Raw genomic sequence first — 21,027 nt, 5'->3', positions numbered from 1 at the left:
CGTGAGCCGCCTCGACGACACGACGAAGCCCCCGGAACGAGCCCACGCTCGCTCCGGGGGCTTCGTCGACTCGCGGCCACGATGGTGACGCTCTCCGGCTGCTGATGCGCGGAAATCCCGCGGTCCCTCATTGTGATCACAGGGTCAAGGTGTGCGCTTTGCGAATGTAATATACGACATGGCCGCCCCGATCGGTCTTCACCGTCCCCAGTCGAAAGAAGACATGTCCAAGATCATCACCGGGCTGGCCACTGCCGGTCTCGCGACCCTCGTCCTCGGGGCGACCACCCCGCTCTCGGCCGCGGCCGTCCCCGCGAACGGCGACCGGGCTGCTGCCGCCGTCGACGCGGAGGACCGCGCCACGGCCTCGCTCCCCACGCCGCAGGTCGCCTTCATCCAAGCTGAGGAGAGCGGTTCCCGACTCACCCTCGGCGGCCTCGCGCCCGACGCCGACTTCGTCCGAATCGACGTCGCGAACGGTATCAGCGGCGGAACGGTCGGGGTCTGGAACGGCCGCTTCACTCATTCGATCTCCGCGCAGGACGTCGGCAAGACCGCGACCATCCGCGCATACGACTACTCCTCGCGCAGCAGCTCCGCCGCCGAGGTCGCGCTCGGGCCGATGTCCGCCGAGGGCGAGGACGAGGCGCCCGGCACGCCCGTCATCCACGCCGTCAGCCAGTACGACGACGACCATCTCGTCATCGAGGGAACGATCACCCATCGCCCTGGCCTCTTCCACAAGACCGTGGTCTGGGCCGAGGGATCGGGCATGTCGTTCGACTTCCCCTCCGAGAACGGCGCCTTCTCGTTGACGTTGCCGATCGCCCGTGCAGGTGAGGTCATCGACGTGACCGGCTCCTACGGGAGCCATGCGAGCGAAGCGGCCCAGGTCGCGCTCGTCCCCACCCAGCGCAACACCGCCTCCGAGGTCCACCCGCTCGAGGTCGCATCGCCCACCGCGGGCGACTTGCTCGCGGCCCCCGAGGCGACCTTCGCCGGCTCCGGCATCCCGAACTCGCAGATCGTCGTGACCCGCGACGAGAAGACGAACCGCACCTCCTCGACGCTGTGCGAGACCCGCGTCTCGTCGCTCGGCGACTGGAGCTGCACCTCGCCGGCACTCCCCGCCGGAAGCCACGACACCGTCATCACCGAGACACCGACCTGGGCCTCCGCCGCCAAGCAGGAGACGCGCACGGCCTTCAGTATCGTCGACGACGCCGATGACGACGCCGGCTGGACGCCGAGTCAGCCGATGCTGTCATCGGTCACCGAGAACGCGTCGGGGAGGATCGTCGTCCGGGTCATCGCCAACCGCGCGACCACGGCCGAGATCGTCGTCGGAGACCACGAGGAGACCGTGCGCGGCAGCAACGGACGCTTCGCCTTCGAGCTCGACGGCTCGCTCGCCGGTGCGACCGCCACCGTCACCGGCCTCCTGGCCGAGAACCGCGGCCGATCCCTCGAGATCCCCCTCACGCCGGTCGCCGCCCCCGACCCGTCGCCTCTCGCGGCACCTCGGATCCACGGGATCGTGGGCGATGCTCAGAACGGCTTCTCCATCGCGGGGACGACGTCGTACTTCGCCACCGAGTTCGACGTGCCGGGCGTGATCGTCCAGCACGAGGGGCGCTTCATCGGCGGCGCCGACACCACCTGGAACGGCGCGTTCATGATCCCCGTCGACGCCAAGTACGCGGGTGAGGAGCTCGACGTCATCACCGTCCGGGATCTGGCCATGTCGGACCGCACCACCGTCGTGGTCGAGCCCACCGAGGGATTGGACGCCTCCGACATCTTCCCGATCGACGTCACCTCGCCCGCCGAGGGCGAGACCATCCCCGCCGACACCGAGGTCTTCACCGGCACCGGGATCCCTGGATCGACCGTCGCCATCAGCAGCACGACGGAGACCTCCGAGACCCTCGCCGGCGAACTCGGCAAGGCCGACGTGCTCGCCGACGGCAGCTGGCGCGTCGAGCTCGACGCACCGCTGTCCGCCGGTGACCACGAGATGACGGTCACGGAGACCCCGTTCTGGGAGGAGGCCGCGCCGGCCGTGTCGACCCGGTCGTTCACGGTCGCCGCCGACTCCGAAGGCGGCGACGACGGCGAGGTCGCCGAGAAGCCCATCACGGTCACCGCACCCGTCGACGGCAGCACCTTCGCCGCCGGCAGCGTCGTGACCTACACCGGCACCGCCACCCCCGGCGCCGACATCGCCGTGCGCCTCGGCTACGGCCTCGCACCCGTCACGGGGACCGCGAACGCGTCCGGCGAGTGGACCGTCTCCCGCTGGCTCGGCAACGCGCCCTACACCGCGACCATCACCCAGTCGAAAGACGGCAAGCAGATCGGTGAGCGTCACACCGGCCCGACGATCACCCCGGCCGCGACGACCGCACCCATCGTCGTCACCGCGCCGGCCGATGGCAGCACCTTCGCCGCCGGCAGCGTCGTCACCTACACCGGCACCGCCACCCCGGAGGCCACCGTCTCGGTCCGCCTCGGCTACGGCCTCGCACCCCTGGTCGCCGAAGCCGACGAGAACGGGAACTGGAGCGTGTCGCGCTGGCTCGGCAACGCGCCCTACACCGCGACCATCACCCAGTCGAAGGACGGCAAGCAGATCGGCGACCGTCACACCGGCCCGACCATCACCCCGGCCGCCACCACCGCACCGGTCGTCGTGACCGCACCCGTCGACGGCAGCACCTTCGCCGCGGGCAGCGTCGTGACCTTCACCGGCACCGCAACGCCGGGTGCGGACATCGCCGTGCACCTCGGCTACGGCCTCGCACCGCTGCTCGCCGAGGCCGACGAGAACGGGAACTGGAGCGTCTCGCGCTGGCTCGGCAACGCGCCCTACACCGTCAAGGTGATCCAGTCGAAGAACGGCACCCCGCTGACCGCCACCCACACCGGGCCCACCATCACCCCGGCCCGCTAAGACACCGGTCTGACCCGCCGAAGGGCGGGAGTCGCCTCGGCGACACGATGAAGCCCCGGGGCGAGCAAGCTGCTCGCCCCGGGGCTTCGTCGTGCGCGGGGTGCGGACGCCGGATGACGGCGCCCGCGCCCGATCAGGGCGCGGCGTCGGGCAGCGCCTCGTCGGACCGGAGGGCCTCCCGCACGCTCTCAAGACCCGCCGGGTCGATCGCGAGGTACGACTGCCCGTCGGCCGACGTGCCCCCACCCGCGACCGGCAGGGTGACCGCGTGCAGGCTCGACGGCGTCAGCCCGCGCGAGCTCCAGCCGAGCTCGAGGAGGCGCGCCGGGGTCAACGACGCATCGACCGCCAGGTGGTCGGCCGTGACGCCGACGAACTCCGACACCCGGGCGGGGTCGGTCAGCGTGCCGCGGCTGACGACCCCCTGGGCCAGACCCGTCAGGAACGCCTGCTGGTTGCGGACCCGCTGGTGATCGGCGTCGGCGAACGAGTAGCGCTCGCGCACGAAGGCGAGGGCCGCGTCGCCGTCGAGGCGGTTCAGCCCCTGACGGAACTCGTGCGGACCCGCGGTGAAGGGCTGCTCGGAGTCGACGACGACCCCGCCCAGGGCGTCGGTCATGGCGCGGAAGCCCTCGAAGTCGATCTCGGCGACGTGGTCGACCCGCACCTCCAGCAGCTGCTCGACGGTCTGGACGGTGAGCGGGACGCCTCCCCAGCTGTAGGCGGCGTTGATCTTCGCCTCGCCGTGACCGGGCACCTCGACCCATGAGTCGCGCATGATCGAGAGCACCTCGACGGACGAGCGGTCGGCCGGCAGCCGGACGAGCATGATCGTGTCGGAACGCCCGCTCTCGCCCTCGACCCGGGTGTCGGACCCGAGCAGGAGGACGTCGACCGCTCCGTCGTCGTCGGCCGCCGGGCGCCCCTCGTACTCGGGGAGTGCGCCGGCGATCGTCGTCGAGCGGTCGCCGAACGACGCCCCCAGACGGACCAGGTACCCGGCGCCGACCACCGCGGCCAGGACGGGCACGCCGACGAGGACGGCGAGCGTGACGACGACCACGGCCAGTCGCCGCCTCCGCCGCCGCTCGGCCTGTCGGCGTGCGCCCCGCGAGGGTGCGGGCTCGAGACCCAGCTCGGCGAGACCGTCGACGCTGTCGCTGCCCACGTCGACGCCCGAGCGGGGCGCTCCGCCCGACGCGCTCATCGCACACCTCCGGCGGTCTCGGCCGCGTAGGCCTCGCCCAGCGTCGACGCCACGAACTCGGGGAACGACTGGACCTCGGGGTCGAACAGCTCCCCGTTGACGATCGCGGTGGGCGTTGACGTGACCGCCTCGACCGAGTCGTAGGGCAGGGGGCCGGCGAGCGCGCGGCTCGTGGCCGCGGTCACCCAGCCCGCGAAGCGCTGGTCGGCGACGCACTCGGCGATGGCCGAGGGATCGTCGAAGGGATGGGCCTCGTCGACGATCCGAGCCAGACCCTCGATCGAGTGCCCCCGGCTGCCCGGGTCGGGCTGAGCGGCGAAGAGGGCCTGGTTGACCGCCCAGAACCCGTCGGGCTCGAGGTCGGCGACGCAGGCGGCCGAGGCGGCGGCCCGCGTGGCGTACCGCGAGCCCAGCGACGACCGGTCCGTGACGGACAGCGGGTGGATCTGCACGGTCGCCGCGCCGGACTCGACGAGACCCGTGAGGTAGTCGGCGTTGTCGAGCTCGAACTGCGCGCACCCCGGGCAGTGGTAGTCGACGTAGACGGCGATGTCAGCCACGTCGGAGGCCCCGGGGGTCGGCGAGGCGTCGGGTTCGGCGTCGACGGCCCGGGCGGGCGATCGCTCGGCGACGAGACCGGTGCCGATGCGGACGCCGTCCGCGGCGGTGTTGGCGGGGCCCGATCCCGTCGGCGACGAGGCCGACGCCACGAGCACCGCGGCCACCGTGGTCACCAGCGCGAGCGCGACCACGGCCGATCCGCCCTTCACCAGCGCGACCGTCGCGCGCTCCCGACGACGGGCTCGCCGTCGGCCCTCCTCCGCCTTGATGCGAGCCGCGGCCCGCGCATCGCTGCGCGCATCGGGCCGCCCGTCCGTCTGTGCCCCGTGGTCGTGTCGGGTGCCGTCGTCGTCGAGCATCCGCCCTCCTTCATCCTAGATAATTCCTCACATCATATTTCACAGGGGCGGTGCTGGCAATACGTCGGAACGAGCCTCCACCGCAGGGACGACGACAACGTCGGGGGCCAGCCCTAGGCTGACGCCGTGACTGCCTTCGACGACGACTACGACATCCGCACCTTCCCGGCCGCCCTGGCCCCCGAGTCCACCGACGACGAGCCGCGGGCCGATGCCGAGACGGCCGGCTGGGTCCGTGCCGAGGCGCTCGGATTCCATGAGGCGGCCCCCGACGAGAACGCCGTCGGCCGCACGGCCCGCCGACTCGCGGCCGACGGCCGCACCGAGACGGGCGTCTACCCGCGCGAGCCCCGCGACGGCTCCCTCGACGCCGAGGGCCAGCCCGTCGCGACGTTCGAGTCGTTCGTCAAGTCACTCAACGTCGGCGGCGGCCGCCTGCTCGACGCCCACCTCATCTCGGGTGTCACCGTGCAGCCGACCCACCGTCGCCGCGGGCTCCTCCGCCGTCTGATGACCGACGACCTCGCGCGCGCCAAGGGCGCCGGTCTCGCGGTCGCCGCGCTGACCGCGAGCGAGGGCTCCATCTACCGGCGCTTCGGGTTCGGGGTGGGGGTGCGCGAACGCACGATCGAGGTCGACCCGCGCCGCGCCTCCGGCCTGCTCGGCGAACCCGAGGGCAGCACCGAGCTCGTCTCGCGCGACGCCCTCGTCGAGCTCGCCCCTGCGGTCTTCGCCCGGTACCACGCCCGCACCCCGGGCTCGATCGACCGACATGAGGGCGCGTGGAACCGCCTGCTCGGGCGCGAGCGCCCCGACGGCACCCCCGACCCCGCGGTGCGCGGCGCGGTGCACCGCGACTCGTCCGGGGTGGTCGACGGCTACGTCGCGTACCGCCTCGAGGGCGCCGACGGGGCGCGCGCCCTCGTCGTGCTCGATCTCGTCTCGGCCACCGACGACGCCTACCTCGGCCTCTGGCAGCTGCTGCTCTCCGTCGACCTCGTCGCGACCGTGCAGTACGCCGGTGCTCAGCAGAGCGATCCGCTCGGGCACGCCCTCGTCGACGGACGGGCCGTGCGGGTCACCCACGACGAGGACCACGTCTGGTTCCGGGTGCTCGACACCGTGGCGGCCCTGCAGGCGCGCCCCTGGGCGGCCGACGGGGTCGTGACGATCGCCGTGGGCGACTCGCTCGGGCACGCGGCCGGCACGTTCCGCGTCACGAGCGAGGGCGGCAGCGCCACCGTCAAGCGCGCCGCGGTGCGCCGGGCCGACATCGAGCTCGACGTGGCGACCCTCGGCTCGCTCTGGCTCGGCGGCGTCGACCCCGTCACCCTCGCCGCGGCGGGGCTCGTGCGCGAACGCCGCAAGGGGGCGGTGCAGACCGTGCGGGCGATGATCGCCGCCGATCGACCGCTGCACAGCATCACCCACTTCTGATCCCCACTTCTGATCCCGGCGTCGAGGGGTCACGACGCGCCGCCGAGCCCCGAGGCGGGCGGCATGTCGTGACCCGTCGAGGCGGAGATGCAGGAGGCGCGGGTCGGGTGACCCGCGCCTCCTGCGCCCTGGGATGGGGCACGGCGCCGCCGCGGCACGCGACGACGCCGTGGTCTCACACGGCCGAGCTGCGCTCGAGGCCGTTGGCCTGCGCCACGCCGCCGTACCAGCGCGCGCTGGGCTTGGGGGTGCGCTCGAAGGTGTCGCGGTCCCAGGCGATCAACCCGAAGGTGGGGCGGAATCCGCTGGCCCACTCGTAGTTGTCGAGGGCGCTCCAGTGCTGGTAGCCGAGCACCTCGATGCCCTCGTCGATGGTGTCGTGGATGTGCTCGAGGGCGCCCTGCGTGTAGGCGATGCGGCGGCTGTCGTCGGCGGTCGCGATGCCGTTCTCGGTGACCATGACCGGCACGTGGCCGGACAGCTCCCACGCGCTGCGGATGCCCTCGGCGGCGGCCGGCGGCCAGAACTCCCAGCCGGTCAGCGTGGTCTCGAGCCCGTCGGCGACCGGGCGCGGCCCCTCGGGGCCGACGAAGGTCTGCGTGTAGGCCTGCACGCCGACGAAGTCGTCGCCGGCCGCCATCTCGCTGTACCAGTCGTCGCGGATGTAGCCGTACTCACGGGTCTTCTCGGCGGCGCCCGGCTCGTCGACGGCCTTGAACGCCTGGGTCGCGACCGTCCAGCCCGACTTGACGCCGGCGATCTGCGACAGCACCTCGCGGCTGCGCTTGTGCGAGGCGAGCAGCGCGTCGGCGACCTCGAGGTCGGGGTTCGGCAGACCGTACGCGACCAGGTTCGAGGCGTCCTCTCCGCCGGCGAGCATCGCGGCGATGTTCGGCTCGTTGATCGTGCAGACGTAGCGGACGCCCTCGGCGACCACGGGCAGGGCGAGCTCGGTGTAGCGGGCGAAGAGGTCGGCGGCGTCGGGTGCGCGCCAGAAGCCGTCGCGCTCGAACCAGCGCGGCACCGTGAAGTGCATCAGCGTGACGATCGGCTCGATGCCGAACTCGTGGCAGGTCTCGACCATGCGGCGGTAGTGCGCGATCTGCGCCTTGCTGACGACGCCGCGCTCGGGTTCGATGCGGGCCCACTCGATGCTGAACCGGTAGCTGTTCAGCCCCAGCTCGGCGAGCAGGCGGATGTCGTCGCGGAACCGGTTGTAGCTGTCGGCGGCGTCGCCGCTCGGCTCGACGATGGTCGTGCCGGGCGTATGCTCGTGCACCCACCAGTTGGAGTTGACGTTGTTGCCCTCGATCTGGTGGGCCGCCGTCGCGGCGCCCCAGAGGAAGTTCTCGGGGAAGGTGAGCACGGAGTGCTCCTTTCGGTGATCGTGGAGGAGGAGCGGGTCAGGAGGCGCGGGTCGACCCCGGCACGGAGCCCCAGAAGTCGGCGAGCAGCGCCACGGTCGCCTCGGGCTGCTCGATCTGCGGCGAATGCCATGCACCGGCGACGATCTCGTAGCGGGCGCCGAGCCGGGAGGCCATGTCGCGCTGCCACGGGATCGGCCACGCGGCGTCCCATTCGCCGTGCGCGACGAGCACGGGCACGCCGGTGGCGGCGAGAGCCTCGGTGGTGTCCTCCGGCAGCTCGAGGATCCGCGCACCGCCGATGAGGCTGTGCGGGCTCGTGCGCCGCATGCGCATCCGCACGAACGCCAGCTCGGGGTCGAGGGCGGCGAGCTCGGCGTCGTCGAGGCCGAGCGTGATCGGGTTCGTCGAGTCGAACAGCGCGGCGCCGCCCTTCTCGGCGACCAGGTGGCGTTCGAGGTGCTTGCGATCCGCCCAGCCGTGCGGGCCCGAGCAGAGCATCGTGTACGACGAGAACAGCTCGGGCGCCAGCAGCACGGCTGCGCGGCCGATCACTCCACCGAGGCTGTGGCCGAGCAGGTGCACGGGGCGACCGTCTGCGAGCAGCGGGGCGATGCGCACGATGTCGCGCGCCTCCTCGTCCAGGGTGTGATCGTCGAGCGAAGGAGGCGCGACCGAGTCGGCCTGACCGCGTCGCGAGACCACGATCACCTCGAACCCGGCGTCGCGCAGCAGCGGCATCGTGACGCGGAAGTCCTCTTTCGAGCCGGTGTACCCGGGGACGACGAGCACGGTGCCGCGGGCCGGGGCCTCGGGCACGACGCGGTAGGCGCTCAGCCGGCCGACGGGCAGGTCGATCGCCACCGTGTCGACCCCCTCGGCGACCGGCAGATCGCCGAACACGGGATGCGGCGCGAAGTCGTGCAGAGTCATCGGAGCTCGCCCCGTGCGAGGGAGCGCCGCGGGTTCGGCACCGCGTCGAGCAGCTTGATCGTGTACGGATCGGTCGGCCGCTGCAGCACCTCGGCCGTGCCGCCCCGTTCGACCACGGCGCCCTGGTTGAGCACCATGATGTCGTCGGTGATCAGCCGCGCGCTCAGCAGGTCGTGGGTGATGTAGAGCAGCGAGACGCCCCACTGCTCGCGGAGGTCCTCGAGCAGGGCGAGCACGCCGGCCCGCAGCGAGACGTCGAGCATCGAGACCGGCTCGTCGGCGATGATCACCTGCGGGTCGCTGGCGAGCGCCCGGGCGATCACGACGCGCTGCCGCTGCCCGCCCGACAGCTGGTGCGGCAGCTTCGCCGCGAACTGCTCGACCGGCGTCAGACCGACCGTCTCGAGCAGTTCGAGCACCCGGCGCCGCGCCTCCTGACCGGTGAGGCCCGTGAAGTTCACGACCGGGCGGGTGAGCGTGTACTCGACCGTGTGCAGCGGGTTCAGCGCCGCGTACGGGTCCTGGAAGACCATCTGCACGTCGCTGCGGAAGCTCCGCAGCGCGCGACCCCGCAGCTTCGTCACGTCGGTGTCGCCGAACGTGACGCTGCCGCTGGTCGGGCGCTCGACGCCCGTCACCAGCTTGGCGATCGTGCTCTTGCCCGAACCGCTCTGACCGACGAGGGCCAGCGATCGACCCGGCTCGAGGCTGAACGAGACGTCGCGCACCGCGCGCACGGGCTCGTCGCCCCGCCGAGGAGGCGCGTAGGTCTTCGACACCCCGCTCACCACGATGGGCTGCTGCGCGATCCGCTGCCCGCGGGTCGACACGGTCGGCACCGAGCTGGTCGTGTCGACGCGGCGCTCGCCCCGCGCGTGGCGGACCGAGCGGTCTTCGAAGCCCGGCAGCGAGACGACCTCGGCGCGCGGGTCGGCGTAGTGCGAGAGCAGCATGCGGGTGTAGTCGTCCTGCGGGTCCTCGAGCACGTCGAGGCTCGCGCCGTCTTCGACGATGCGGCCCTCGTGCATCACGAGCACCCGCTGCGCCGACTCGAGCACGATGCCGAGATCGTGGCTGATCAGCACGGCCGTGAAGCCCTCGCTGCGCTGCAACGCGATGATCGTGTCCATCACGGCGTGCTGCACGAGCACGTCGAGGGCCGTGGTCGGCTCGTCGAACACCATCAGCTGCGGCTCGAGCGAGAGCGCCAGGGCGATCGACACGCGCTGCCGCATGCCGCCCGACAGCTCGCCGGGGAATCTCGCGAGCACACCCGGGTCGAGCTCGACCTTCGAGACGAGCTCGACGGCGCGGCTGTGCCACTGGTCGCGCGGCACGTGGCCGTGGGCCTTGAAGACGTCGACGAAGTGGTTGCGGATGGTGCGCACCGGGTTCAGCGCGTTCATGCCCGACTGCAGCACCATCGCGAAGCCGCCCTGCCGTTGCTGACGCAGGGCCTCGGTGCCGAGCGACTGCACGTCGGCGCCGTCGAACAGGATGCTGCCGCCGTTGGTGCGGGCCGGCGGCTTCTGCAGCCGGGTGAGCGCGTAGCCGAGCGTCGACTTGCCCGAGCCCGACTCGCCCACCAGCCCGACGAACTCGCCGCGCTTCAGCTGGAAAGACACGTGGTCGACGGCCTGGACCGGCTCAGCCCCGGCGCTCTCGTACACGACGCTCAGATCGCGGACGTCGAGCAGCACGTCCGCTGAGGCGGCGGAGGCGGTGCGCTGGTTGGTGGGGTCCGTCGCGGTCATGCGCGCGCCTCCTTGGCCTTCTTGGCTCCGCCTTCGCGGAGGCGGGGGTTGCCGACGGCGTCGACGCCGAAGTTGATGAGGGTGAGGCTCATCGCGAGCAGGGCGATGCAGAGACCCGGTGCGAACAGCAGGATCCACTGACCGGTGAGCAGGGCGTTCGAGTTCTGCGCCCAGTAGAGGATCGTGCCCCAGCTGACGATCGACGAGTCGCCGAGCCCGAGGAACTCGAGGCCCGCCTCGGCGAGGATCGCGCTGGTCGCGGCGCCGAAGAACGAGCCCGTGATCAGCGACGTCATGTTCGGCAGGATCTCGCGGAACACGATGCGCCCCGAGCTCTCGCCCGAGAAGCGGGCCGCCGTGACGAAGTCCCGCGAGCGCAGCGACTGCGTCTGGCTGCGGAGCACCCGCGCGCCCCACGCCCAGCCGGTCACGACGATGACCGCCATGATGACCAGGATGCCGCCGTTCTGCAGGTAGGCCGCGATGACGATCATCAGCGGCAGACCCGGGATCACCAGGAACAGGTTGACGATGAAGCCGACGACGTCGCCGCCGAAGCCCTTCATGTAGCCCCAGCTGAGACCGATCGCGACGGCGATGACGGTCGACAGCACGCCGGCGACGACACCGACGAGCACGCTGATGCGGGCGCCGTAGATCAGCTGGCTCAAGACGTCCTCACCGGCGGCGGTGGTGCCCATCCAGTGGGCCCAGCTCGCGTCGGCGCTGCGCTCGAAGCCGTTCTCGCTGCCGCCGTAGGGGGCGATCAGCGGGGCGAAGATCGCCGTCAGCACGAAGACGCCGAGGATGATCACACCGATCTTCGCCTTGGGGTTCGACCAGATGGTCGCGGCCATGCGGCCGATGGTGAGCCAGCGACTGGGCGCCTTCTGCTCGGCGGGGCCGCTCGGCGGCGCGCCCTCGGGCAGGTGGACGGACACGGTGGAGGTCATCGGCGGGTCCTTGGGTCGAGCACGCCGTACAAGATGTCGACGAGGAAGTTGGCGACGAGCACGCTGACCGTGATCATCAGGAAGAGGGCCTGCATCAGCGGGTAGTCCTGGCCGATGACGGCGTTGAACAGCAGGTAGCCGATGCCGGGGTAGCCGAACACCTGCTCGACCAGGATCGAGCCGCCGACCACGCCGCCGAGCGCGAGACCGAAGCCGGTGAGGTTCGGCAGGATCGCGTTGCGGGCGGCGTAGCGCACGGCGACCGTGCGGCCCTTGAGGCCGTTCGCCTCGGCGAAGGTGACGTAGTCGTCGCCGAGCGTCGAGATCATCGCGTTCCGCATGCCGAGGATCCAACCGCCGAGACTGGTCAGGAGGATCGTGATGGCGGGCAGGACGGCGTGCAGCAGGGCGTCGCCGACGAACGCGGGGGTGAACCCGGGCGTCGTCGTGGCCCCGTAGGCGCCGGTGGTCGGGAACCAGTGCAGCACGTAGCCCAGGAAGAACAGCAGCAGGAGCGCCGTCCAGAAGTACGGGAACGTGCTCATGAAGCTGCCCGACAGGGTCGGCAGCGAATCGAGCCAGGTGCCGCGCTTCCACGCGGCGGCCACGCCGATCAGGGTGCCGAGCACGAAGGCGATGATCGTGCAGACCCCGACGAGGATCAGCGTGTACGGCAGCGCCTGGCCGACCAGGTGGCCGACCGTCTCGGGGAAGAACGTGTAGCTCGTGCCGAAGTCGAGACGCACGACCTGGCCGAGGTAGCTGACGTACTGCTCGAGCACGTTGCCGCTCGGCACGCCGAGCTGGGCCTCGATCGCGGCCCGGGTCGCGTCGGTGACGGGCCCGTTCTGCGACAGCTTCGCGATGGCGGCGTCGGTCGGGCTGCCCGGCATCAGCCTCGGCAGGATGAAGTTCAGGGTGACCGCGGCCCACAGGGTGAGCACGAAGAGACCGAGTTTCTGGGCGGCGTACTTCACTGGTCTCCCCCGTCGTTCTGCACGCGCTTCAGCTTCGTGAAGATCAGCAGCGGTGCCTGGTCGTAGTTCTGCGGGGCCATGTACGGGTCCTTCGCGGTGGGCCAGCCGGTGAACTTGGCGTCGTTGAACAGACCCCAGAGCCCGCCGTAGTAGAGACCGATCACGGGCAGCTGGTCGTAGACGACGTTCTGCAGCTGGTACGAGAGCCGCTGCTGGTCGGCGGGGTCGGTCGAGGCCTTCCACTCGTCGAGCAGCTCGTCGACCGCGGGGTCGCTGAAGCGCTCGTAGTTGGCGGCCGTGGTCTCGCCGATCGGCGTCGCGAAGTCGCTGTTCAGCAGGTTGTTGAACGCCTGGTACACGTTGCCGTTGCCCATGCCGCCCATCGCCATGTCGAACTCGCCGTTCGCGATGGCCGACTGGTAGCCGGCCGGCTGGGGAGCCTGGATCTGCACGTCGATGCCGATCGCGCCCAACTGGCTCCGCACCTCCTGAACCGCCCGGAGCCAGTCGGTGTAGCCGTTGGCCGTGAGGATCGTGATCTTCAGCTGCTGACCGTCGGGGCCGACGAGCCGGTCGCCCTGCTGCGTGTAGCCCGACTCGGCGAAGGCCGCGAGGGCGCCGTCGACGTCCTGCTCGATGATGCCGTCGTTCGGGATCGAGGGGTCGAGGTCGTCCTCCTGGTTGGGCAGGATGAGCCCGGTCTGCCCGGCCGGCTCGAGGTAGCCCTCGGTGGCCGACTCGGCGATCGGACCGCGGTCGAGCGCCAGCGCGATGCCGCGACGCACGTTCACGTCGTCGAAAGGCGCCTTGGTGAGGTTCGGCACGAGGCCGATCACACCACCCGGCGGGAACCAGAAGTGGTTGTCGGGACTGGCCGCACCCCAGGTGCCCTCGACGTCGCTGATGAACGAGTACGACCAGTCGTAGCCGCGCGTGACGGTGTCGAGCTGGTTGTTCGTCGCCGGCAGGATGAGGTGGCCGATCTCGATCTTCTCCGCCTGCCAGTACGACTCGTTCTTGTCCATCGAGTACTGCTGCGGCGAGTAGTTGCCGAGCGTGAACGGGCCGGTGCCGACGGGGTCGGGGTTGCGGAACGTGGTCGGGTCGTCGACGTCCTTCCACAGGTGCTCGGGCACGATCGTCGTCTGGCCGATGATCTCCATCGCCGGCACGTCGTCGGTCTGCAGGTGGAAGACCACGTGGTCGCCCCGGGTCTCGATGGTCTCGATGTGCTGCCAGGCGCCCTTGAGGTCGAGCGACGGATTCTCCTTGATGAGGTCGAACGTGTACACCACGTCGGCCGGAGTCATCTCGGTGCCGTCGGACCACTCGACGCCGCTGCGGATCGTCATGTCGACGGTGCGCGCGTCGGGCAGCGTCGTCTCGCTCGCGAGCCACGGCGTGATCTCGTTGTCGAGCGGGTTGATCTCGAGCAGGGGCTCGTAGATCCACGTGGAGGCGGTGCGCTTGTTCGTGAGGAACGGGTTGAAGTTCCGCTCGAACTGCGGGTTGCCCTTGTCGGCGTTGATCAGCATCGTGTCGTCGCCGATCGTCGGATCGGGTTGGCTGCGGATCTGGATGCTGCAACCGGCCAGCAGGAGCGCGGCCGCCGTGGCGGCCGCCGCTGCTCGCACCAGCGCGCGGGGTCTTGACGTGTGCTTCATCGCCACGGTTCTCTCATTCGTCGTCGAGGTGAGTCTGATGAGTGTAAGCGCATACATGCGGCAACGGCAAGCGGTTCGCGGGGTGCGGCGGGTTCGTGTCATCGGGCGGGTCAGCGCTGACCCGCCGCCGATGACGGGAACCCGCCGAACCCGGTGCGGACGCGCGGCGGAGCACGGCGGACGCGAACCCGGTGCGGACGCGCGGCGGAGCGCGGCGGACGCGGGCACGGCACGGTCATTCGAGATCGAGAGAGTGCGCAGCCGGCCCTCACCTCGACCCGCCATCATCGAGAGCAGGCCGGGAACCCGATCCCGCCGCCGAGGGAGGATGCCCATGGTCACCGCATCGCAGCTCGCCGCCCTCGCCCGCACCCTGCCCTCGGTCGAAGCCTCCGCCGACGCGATCGCGGCCGACTTCTACGATCGGCTGTTCGCGGCCCGACCCGATCTGCTGCGCGACCGCTTCAACCGCGGCGAGCACGCCCAGGGCCGCCAGGCCCGCGAGCTCGCCCGCACGATCGTGGCCCTCGCCGAGGCGATCATCGACGCCGCTCCGGGCAGCGGGACGAGCAGCAGCGCCCGCGCCGCCGAGACCCTGCACCCGACGGCACGGCAGGCCGGCGCCCCCACGCTGGCCGGGTCGACGGCGGCGGAGATCACCTCGCGACTCGCTCAGCGCCATGCCGCGCTCGGCATCCGCCCGGGCGACTACGCCGTCTTCGAGACGTCTCTGCGGGAGGCGATGCGCACCTCCCTGGCTTCGGACTACGACGCCGACGCCGACGAGGCGTGGACGGCGCTCTACCGCCAGGTCACCGACGAGGTCGCGGCGGCCGTGACCGATCTCTACGCGAAGGCCGACCTCGAACCCGACGAGGAGTGGCGCGAGGCCCTCGTCACCGAGCACCGCATCGAGGCGGAGGACGTCGTGGCGCTGACCCTGGTCTCGGCGGACAGCGAGGCGCTGCCGCGGTACCGCGCAGGCCAGTTCGCGTCGGTCCAGGTCGAGCTGCCCGACGGCGCCCACCAGATCAGGCAGTACAGCCTGCGCGGCGGACACGACGAGCAGTGGCGGATCAGCGCGCGCGTCCTCGACGGCGGCGGATTCGTGCCCGACGGCGAGGTGTCGCAGCATCTGCGCGACGCGATCGCGGTGGGCAGCATCGTGCGGGTATCGCCGCCGATCGGCTCGCTCACCATCGACGAGCTGGACGACGCGCCCCTGCTCTTCGTCTCGGCCGGCATCGGGTGCACGCCCGTGCTCGGCATGCTCGACCACCTCTCGCGCACCGAGCCGGCGCGCCGCGTCACGGTGCTGCACTTCGAGCGGACACCCGAACGTCACGCCCACCGCGCCGAGCTCGAGGCGCTCGTGGCCGGCATGCCGAACGCGTCGCTGCGCGTCAGCTACACGCAGGGGAGCCTGAGTGCGCTGGGGGCCGGGGCCGGCGGCGGGGGTGCCGGGGCCGGGTCGACCGGCGGCGGACCGGTCGCGTTCGCCGGCGAGTCGATCGACGGCCCGGGCGCCTACCTCGACCCCATCGACCTCGGCACGGTCGCCCTCACGCCGCAGCACCGGGTGTTCCTCTGCGGGCCCGTGCCCTTCATGGCGATCGCCCGCGCCGCCCTGATCGAGCACGGCGTCGAGGCGGATCGGGTGCACTACTTCGTCTTCGGCCCCGACGACGGCAGCGTGACGGGCATCGACACCGGGCAGCGCAGACGGTAGTCGGGCCCCGGAGGCGCGGGGGCCGGGCCGAGGAGGCGCGGGGGCCGAGCCGAGGAGGCGCGGGCCGGGTTCACGAGGCAGGGGCCGGGAGGTCAAGGGCCGGGAGGTCGAGGGCCGAGCCGAGGAGGTGGGGGCTGCGGAGGCGCGGGCCGGCCTCAGGAGGCGCGAGCCGGACCCAGGAGGGGCGGGCAGCTCTCGCGGAGCAGGACCTCCACGGGCAGGGTGACGCGCTGCGGCGGCATCCCGGGGTCGGTCAGGCGCCGGACGATCGAGCGGACGGCGACACGCCCCAGCTCGCCCATCGGCTGCCGGACCGTCGTGAGACGCGGAGTCGAGAAGCGACCGGCCTCGATGCCGTCGAAGCCCGTCACCCGCACCCGACCGGGCACATCGACACCGGCCCGATCGAAGACGTCGAGCACCCCGAGCGCCGTCTGATCGTTGGCGCACACGACGGCGTCGGGCAGCGCGCGCCCGCCGACCGCGGGCCCGGCACCGGCACCGGCAGAGCCCGATCCGGGGGCGAGCAGCGCCTCCGCGACCCGGCGTCCGCCGTCGCGGCTGAAGTCGCCGCGCTCGACGCGCACCCGGAGATCGGCCCCGCCGGCGGCCTGGCGTCCGGCGACGGCCTCGTCGAACCCGCGATGCCGGTCGGCCTCGTCGGGCGAGTCGGAGGGGCCGGTCACGTAGACGACGTCGGCGACCCCGCGCCCGTCGAGCACGAACGAGGTGAGGGCGCGCATGCCCGCGACGTTGTCGACGCTGACGTGATCGAGCTCGTCGCCCGGCCGCGAGTCGGCGAGGACGACCACGGGGATCCGCCGCGACACGTGCGCGAGCAGATCGGCCGGCACGGTCTGCGCCAGCACGGCGAGCCCGTCGACCCGCCCGGCGATGTCGTTGACGATCACCTCGCGACTCGACCCGCGACCGGCCGCGACCATCAGGGCGAACCCGCGCCGCCACGACTCGACCTCGGCACCGCGCAGAACCTCGTCGAAGTAGAGGTTGGCCGGGTTCGACCAGTGACCGCCGGTCGCCACCGGCCCGGCGACCCGCGCCTCCCTGTCGTCGAGGAGGGGGATGCGACTCGAGTCGGTCAGCACCGCCCAGTCGGGTTCGGGCTCGTCGATGGCGTCGTGCCCGGGGAGGAACAGCCCGAGCACGCCGTGCCGCCGCCCCGCCAGCCCGCGGGCCGCGCCGCTCGGCACGTACCCGAGCGCGCGCACGGAGTCGAGCACCCGGGTGCGGGTCTCGGGGCGGACGTCGTCGGGTCGGCGGAGCACCCGCGACACCGTCGCGATCGAGACGGCGGCGTGCGCGGCCACGTCGTAGACGGTGGGGGCCTTCGTCACGGAGTCCTTCTTCAGCTGGCGGTCCGCACCATCCTAGGCATGCGACGAGGAGGCGCGGGTCGACCCGTGCCTCCTCGTCACGCCCTCGAGGGCGTCGGTCGCCTGCTCGGCGCGGCGCCTACTTCTCGGCGGGCAGCTGCAGCACCTGACCGACCGTGATGACGTTCGGGTCGGTGACGGTGTCGAGGTTCGCACCGGCCAGGGTGATCCAGCCGCCCTCGATGTCGAGGTCGGTGGCGATGAGGTCGAGGCTGTCGCCGGCCTCGACCGTGTAGGTCTCGCCGCTGGTCGGGACGGCGGCGATCTCGGGTACGACCGGCGCGGCGGGTGCCGCGGGCGCCGCCGCCTCGGCCGGGGCGGTCGTGGTCGACCCGGTGCTCGGCGCGGCGGCCTGGGGAGCCGGTGCGGCGGCGGGCGCCGGTGCCGGTGCCGGTGCCGGTGCCGGCGCTGCGGCGGGCGCGGGTGCCGCACCGCTGGTGCCGCTCAGTCCGAGCTGCGACGAGCACGAGGGCCAGGCTCCCCAGCCCTGCGACGCGAGGACGCGCTCGGCGACGGCGATCTGCTCGCTCTTGCTGGCGTTCGCGGCCGACCCGGTGCCGCCGTTGGCGGCCCAGGTGCTGGGGCTGAACTGGAGCCCGCCCGAGTAGCCGTTGCCGGTGTCGATCGACCAGTTGCCGCCGCTCTCGCACTGCGCGAGGGCGTCCCAGGTGGCGACGTCGGCCGCGCTCGCAGGTGCTGCGGCGAGCCCGATGCCGGCGCCGGCGAGGGCGACGACCGCGGCCGTGCCGAGCAGACCGCGGGTCTTGCCCCGGCCGGTCTTGGTGCGGGCGGACCCGACGTCGTGGGCGGAGGTGGTGGCGCGTGTGATTCGTGACATGTGTACGTGTGCTCCGTCGAGGTCACCCCGGCACGGCGCTGATGCGCTCGAACCGCTGCCCGCCTCTCACCAGATAGGTCGGATGGCGGCGACCGCAGCCCGGGCAGCGGGGTGACGTGCGGTGCCGTCGTGACGCCCGCACGACGGCGGGATGTCTCGAGCCCCTGAGCGGGACAGCGGCCCACCGTAGTCACGAGGCCCGAGAGGGCCAAGCCCGACCGAGCGGTCCACCGGAGGCGCGGGTCGGGTTCTCCACAGGCCGATCGCCATGGCCATCGGCGACGACCCCTGAACGTCCGTGTTCGCTGGGAATCGGTCACGGCGCCTCGCCGAAGCCGGTCACCCCGGCGGCAGCCAGACTCTCGCCGAGCGCCGGAGCCATGTCGACGGCGAACGGCCCGGAGTAGTGCACGTAGTCGATCTTGACGACCGAGTCGCCCACGAAGGCCGGGCAGACGTTCTCGAGGCAGGTGAAGTCGCGGGCGTCGATCCACGGCTGATCGCGGGCGGCGACGACCTCGCCGATCGCGGCGGCCCGCTCGAGCCAGGGCCCGCCGACCCGGGTGATGCAGTCGACGGGCGACCCGCCGGGCCGGTAGCACTCGCGGACGCTCGCACCGGGCGGCGGGGGCGACAGATGGACCACCTGGCCGACGTGCGGCTCGATCCGGTCGAGGTACCGGGCGAGCCCGTCGGCGAGCTCGGCCACCGTGGCGTCACGCCCCGCGTCGGCCAGGGGCATGGGCTCGTAGGTGTTCTGCACCACGACCACGTCGGGCTTCGTCGCCTCGACGGCCTCGAGCGTCGCGGCCCGGTAGTCGGCGCAGTCCGCGGTGTCGTCGGTGTCCCACGCGAGGTCGACGAACGAGCAGGCGAACCCGACCCGCCCGACGACCCGCAGGTCGCTGTCGGGCGCCTCGGCGAGCGCGACGAACGCATCGAGCTGGTGCGCCGCCGTCGAGTCGCCGACCAGCATCACCGTCGTGCTCGCGTCGGCGGGCCCGAACGTGCAGCGCTCGACGGGGGCGAGTCTCGTGATGTCGCCGCAGGGCAGATTCGCGCCCCCGGGCACGACCCCGTCGACGGGCGGGTCGAGCTCGGGCCAGGTGGTCGTGGCGAGGGCCGCGGCCACCTGCTCGCGGAGGGCCGTGCCGGCCGGGCCCACGGCCGGGGTGCCACCGGCCTCGTCGACGCCACCCGCGCCTCCTGCAGGTCCGTCGCCCTCGCCCGCGCCGCCCGCGGCACCCGTGCCCGAGGAGCCCGGCGCCCCCGAGGCGCCGGTCGCACCCGCCGCGATCACCGGCGGCGCGGGCAGCGGGCGGACGTTGTCGGCCGCGAGGGCCACGACCGCGGCGGCGACGACGGCGAGCGCCCCGACCGCGGCCACTCGCTGCTCGCGGCCCCGACCGGGCGTGCGGGGGCGGTCGCCCCGACGCGGCCGGTCGCGAAGGCTCCACGACGCGGTCATGGCCGGCTTCTCGACGAGGTGGTGGCAGACGACAGCGAGCGAGGACGCCGCGATGTAGACGGCCGCCGTCGACTCGGGCGCGATCGACCGGATGACGACGAGTGCCGGGAAGTGCCAGAGGTAGAGCGAGTAGCTGATGTCGCCGATGTAGCCGGCGACCCGGTTCGTCAGCACGACCGGCGATCGCGCGCCCGGCACCGAACCGCCGGCGAGGACGGCCAGGGTCGCCGCCACGGGCACGACGGCCCACGGGCCGGGGAACCCCCAGGCCTCGTCGATCATCGCCATCGAGGCGACGATGACCAGCAGCCCCAGCCACGACAGGACGGTGCCCACCGCAGGAGGCGCGGCTCGCCAGACCCCGATCGTCACGGCCAGCAGCGCCCCCGCGCCCAGCTCCCATGCGCGGGTGAGCGTCGAGTAGTAGGCGAGCACCGGGGCGTCCGCCGTCTGGACGACCGCCCAGACGAAGGAGGCGGCGCACACCACCACGAGGACGGCCGCGAGCACCCCGCGCAGTCGCCGGGCCGAGATCGCGGCGACGAGCAGCACGACGAGGGGCCAGACGAGGTAGAACTGCTCTTCGACCGACAACGACCAGAAGTGCCGGAAGGGCGAGATCGGCCCGTCGGCGGCGAAGTAGTCGGTGCCCTGCGCCGCCTCGTGCCAGTTGGCCAGGAAGACCGCCGACCAGCCGGCGTCGACGGCCGACGAGATCAGACGGTTCGTCGACAGCAGACCCGCCACCGCCGCGAGGGTGACGACGAGCACGGCGAGCGCCGACGGCATCAGCCGCTTGACCCGGCGGAGGTAGAAGCCGCGCATCGAGATGCGCCCCGTGCGGCTGTGCTCTCGGACCAGCAGACCGGTGATGAGGAACCCGGACAGCACGAAGAAGACGTCGACCCCGACGAAGCCGCCCCGGGGCCAGCCCGACACGTGCTCGACGACGACGGCCAGCACGGCCACCGCCCGGAGGCCCTGGATGTCGAGACGTCTGCCGCGGGGTTCTCGGCGGACGGCGCGACCCGCGGGCGCGCTGCCTTCTTGCGACATGGATCCTCCCGGGGTCGTCGACTCCCGGGAATGCTACATGCTTTTATGCCTCATGCCTGCGTGATCCATGATCAGGCCGCTGTTGTCCACAGGCCCTAGGCGCGGCCGCCCCTGGGGAGGGGAGATCGACCTCCGTCATCCACAGGCGAGGACGAGGACGAGGACGAGCCCGAGCGGCGGCGACGGACGCCCCCGCCCACGACGAGCACGACACCGGCGATCACGAGAGCGGCTGCGGCCCAGAGACCCTGCGCAGGCTCCGACCCCGTGTAGGCGAGCTGCGCGGGCCCGCCGGCCGCGACCGCTACGGGCACCGTGCCCGCCGGGTCGGCCGCGTCGGCCGGGTCGGCCGCGTCGGCCGCGTCGGCCGTGCCCGCCGG

Annotated in this window: 15 protein-coding genes; 3 read left to right on the top strand and 12 right to left on the bottom strand. The window is 72.3% G+C overall.

From position 1 onward, the window contains the following. Positions 1-223: 223 nt before the first annotated feature. Complete coding sequence (locus tag SOM13_RS08485; protein WP_320479436.1) at positions 224-2,953, top strand: hypothetical protein; 2,730 nt, start codon at positions 224-226, stop codon at positions 2,951-2,953. Positions 2,954-3,086: 133 nt separating this feature from the next. On the opposite strand, the gene SOM13_RS08480 is transcribed toward SOM13_RS08485, so the two are convergent. Both SOM13_RS08480 and SOM13_RS08475 read right to left on the bottom strand, forming a co-directional pair. Beyond that, the gene (locus tag SOM13_RS08480) at positions 3,087-4,160 is read right to left on the bottom strand and encodes an LCP family protein (protein WP_320479435.1); all 1,074 of its coding nucleotides are present in this window, start codon (positions 4,158-4,160) and stop codon (positions 3,087-3,089) included. Continuing rightward, positions 4,157-5,080, bottom strand: a complete 924-nt coding sequence (locus SOM13_RS08475; RefSeq protein WP_320479434.1) for a DsbA family protein — start codon at positions 5,078-5,080, stop codon at positions 4,157-4,159. The genes SOM13_RS08480 and SOM13_RS08475 overlap by 4 nt, the downstream gene beginning before the upstream one ends. A gap of 126 nt (positions 5,081-5,206) precedes the next feature. On the opposite strand from SOM13_RS08475, the gene SOM13_RS08470 reads away from it, so the two are divergent. After that, positions 5,207-6,517, top strand: a complete 1,311-nt coding sequence (locus SOM13_RS08470) for a GNAT family N-acetyltransferase (RefSeq protein WP_320479433.1) — start codon at positions 5,207-5,209, stop codon at positions 6,515-6,517. Between the two features lie 175 nt (positions 6,518-6,692). Here the strand turns inward: SOM13_RS08470 and SOM13_RS08465 are convergent, their stop codons facing one another. Genes SOM13_RS08465 through SOM13_RS08440 form a run of 6 tightly spaced genes read right to left on the bottom strand, consistent with a single transcriptional unit; the run spans position 6,693 to position 14,162 of the window. Then, positions 6,693-7,883, bottom strand: coding sequence for a glycoside hydrolase family 1 protein (locus SOM13_RS08465; RefSeq protein WP_320479432.1), 1,191 nt, complete (start codon positions 7,881-7,883; stop codon positions 6,693-6,695). 37 nt (positions 7,884-7,920) lie between these two features. Beyond that, positions 7,921-8,814, bottom strand: a complete 894-nt coding sequence (locus SOM13_RS08460) for an alpha/beta fold hydrolase (RefSeq protein ID WP_320479431.1) — start codon at positions 8,812-8,814, stop codon at positions 7,921-7,923. Continuing rightward, complete coding sequence (locus SOM13_RS08455; RefSeq protein ID WP_320479430.1) at positions 8,811-10,568, bottom strand: ABC transporter ATP-binding protein; 1,758 nt, start codon at positions 10,566-10,568, stop codon at positions 8,811-8,813. The genes SOM13_RS08460 and SOM13_RS08455 overlap by 4 nt, the downstream gene beginning before the upstream one ends. Further along, complete coding sequence (locus SOM13_RS08450) at positions 10,565-11,521, bottom strand: ABC transporter permease (protein WP_320478089.1); 957 nt, start codon at positions 11,519-11,521, stop codon at positions 10,565-10,567. The genes SOM13_RS08455 and SOM13_RS08450 overlap by 4 nt, the downstream gene beginning before the upstream one ends. Then, entirely contained in the window at positions 11,518-12,498 is a 981-nt protein-coding gene (locus tag SOM13_RS08445; RefSeq protein WP_192061607.1) for an ABC transporter permease, read from the bottom strand. The genes SOM13_RS08450 and SOM13_RS08445 overlap by 4 nt, the downstream gene beginning before the upstream one ends. After that, entirely contained in the window at positions 12,495-14,162 is a 1,668-nt protein-coding gene (locus tag SOM13_RS08440) for an ABC transporter substrate-binding protein (RefSeq protein WP_320479429.1), read from the bottom strand. Before SOM13_RS08440 ends, SOM13_RS08445 begins: the two co-directional genes overlap by 4 nt. A 334-nt stretch (positions 14,163-14,496) precedes the next feature. Here SOM13_RS08440 and SOM13_RS08435 point away from each other — a divergent pair, with 334 nt between their 5' ends. Then, complete coding sequence (locus tag SOM13_RS08435) at positions 14,497-15,891, top strand: globin domain-containing protein (protein WP_320479428.1); 1,395 nt, start codon at positions 14,497-14,499, stop codon at positions 15,889-15,891. A 155-nt stretch (positions 15,892-16,046) separates the two neighbouring features. Here the strand turns inward: SOM13_RS08435 and SOM13_RS08430 are convergent, their stop codons facing one another. From SOM13_RS08430 to SOM13_RS08415, 4 genes are all read right to left on the bottom strand, one after another. Next, positions 16,047-17,246, bottom strand: coding sequence for a LacI family DNA-binding transcriptional regulator (locus SOM13_RS08430; protein WP_320479427.1), 1,200 nt, complete (start codon positions 17,244-17,246; stop codon positions 16,047-16,049). Positions 17,247-17,364: 118 nt separating this feature from the next. Beyond that, positions 17,365-18,123: a transglycosylase family protein gene (locus SOM13_RS08425; protein WP_320479426.1), complete on the bottom strand. Its 759-nt coding sequence runs from the start codon at positions 18,121-18,123 to the stop codon at positions 17,365-17,367. Positions 18,124-18,439: 316 nt separating this feature from the next. Next, on the bottom strand, positions 18,440-20,647 hold the full coding sequence (locus SOM13_RS08420; protein WP_320479425.1) for an acyltransferase family protein: 2,208 nt from the start codon (positions 20,645-20,647) through the stop codon (positions 18,440-18,442). A gap of 95 nt (positions 20,648-20,742) precedes the next feature. Then, on the bottom strand, positions 20,743-21,027 hold a 285-nt coding region (locus SOM13_RS08415; protein WP_320479424.1), incomplete at its 5' end, for a hypothetical protein.

This window comes from Frigoribacterium sp. CFBP9030 (genome assembly GCF_034045195.1).
GTDB lineage: Bacteria > Actinomycetota > Actinomycetes > Actinomycetales > Microbacteriaceae > Frigoribacterium.
The sequence above is the reverse complement of the archived record's forward strand: the minus strand, read 5'-3'. Positions and strand labels throughout refer to the sequence as shown.

Excerpts from the sequence above, each read along its gene's own strand:
- SOM13_RS08485 (WP_320479436.1), top strand. The coding sequence starts at position 224 with ATGTCCAAGATCATCACCGGGCTGGCCACTGCCGGTCTCGCGACCCTC.
- SOM13_RS08480 (WP_320479435.1), bottom strand. The coding sequence starts at position 4,160 with ATGAGCGCGTCGGGCGGAGCGCCCCGCTCGGGCGTCGACGTGGGCAGC.
- SOM13_RS08475 (WP_320479434.1), bottom strand. The coding sequence starts at position 5,080 with ATGCTCGACGACGACGGCACCCGACACGACCACGGGGCACAGACGGAC.
- SOM13_RS08460 (WP_320479431.1), bottom strand. The coding sequence starts at position 8,814 with ATGACTCTGCACGACTTCGCGCCGCATCCCGTGTTCGGCGATCTGCCG.
- SOM13_RS08455 (WP_320479430.1), bottom strand. The coding sequence starts at position 10,568 with ATGACCGCGACGGACCCCACCAACCAGCGCACCGCCTCCGCCGCCTCA.
- SOM13_RS08450 (WP_320478089.1), bottom strand. The coding sequence starts at position 11,521 with ATGACCTCCACCGTGTCCGTCCACCTGCCCGAGGGCGCGCCGCCGAGC.
- SOM13_RS08440 (WP_320479429.1), bottom strand. The coding sequence starts at position 14,162 with ATGAAGCACACGTCAAGACCCCGCGCGCTGGTGCGAGCAGCGGCGGCC.
- SOM13_RS08435 (WP_320479428.1), top strand. The coding sequence starts at position 14,497 with ATGGTCACCGCATCGCAGCTCGCCGCCCTCGCCCGCACCCTGCCCTCG.
- SOM13_RS08425 (WP_320479426.1), bottom strand. The coding sequence starts at position 18,123 with ATGTCACGAATCACACGCGCCACCACCTCCGCCCACGACGTCGGGTCC.
- SOM13_RS08420 (WP_320479425.1), bottom strand. The coding sequence starts at position 20,647 with ATGTCGCAAGAAGGCAGCGCGCCCGCGGGTCGCGCCGTCCGCCGAGAA.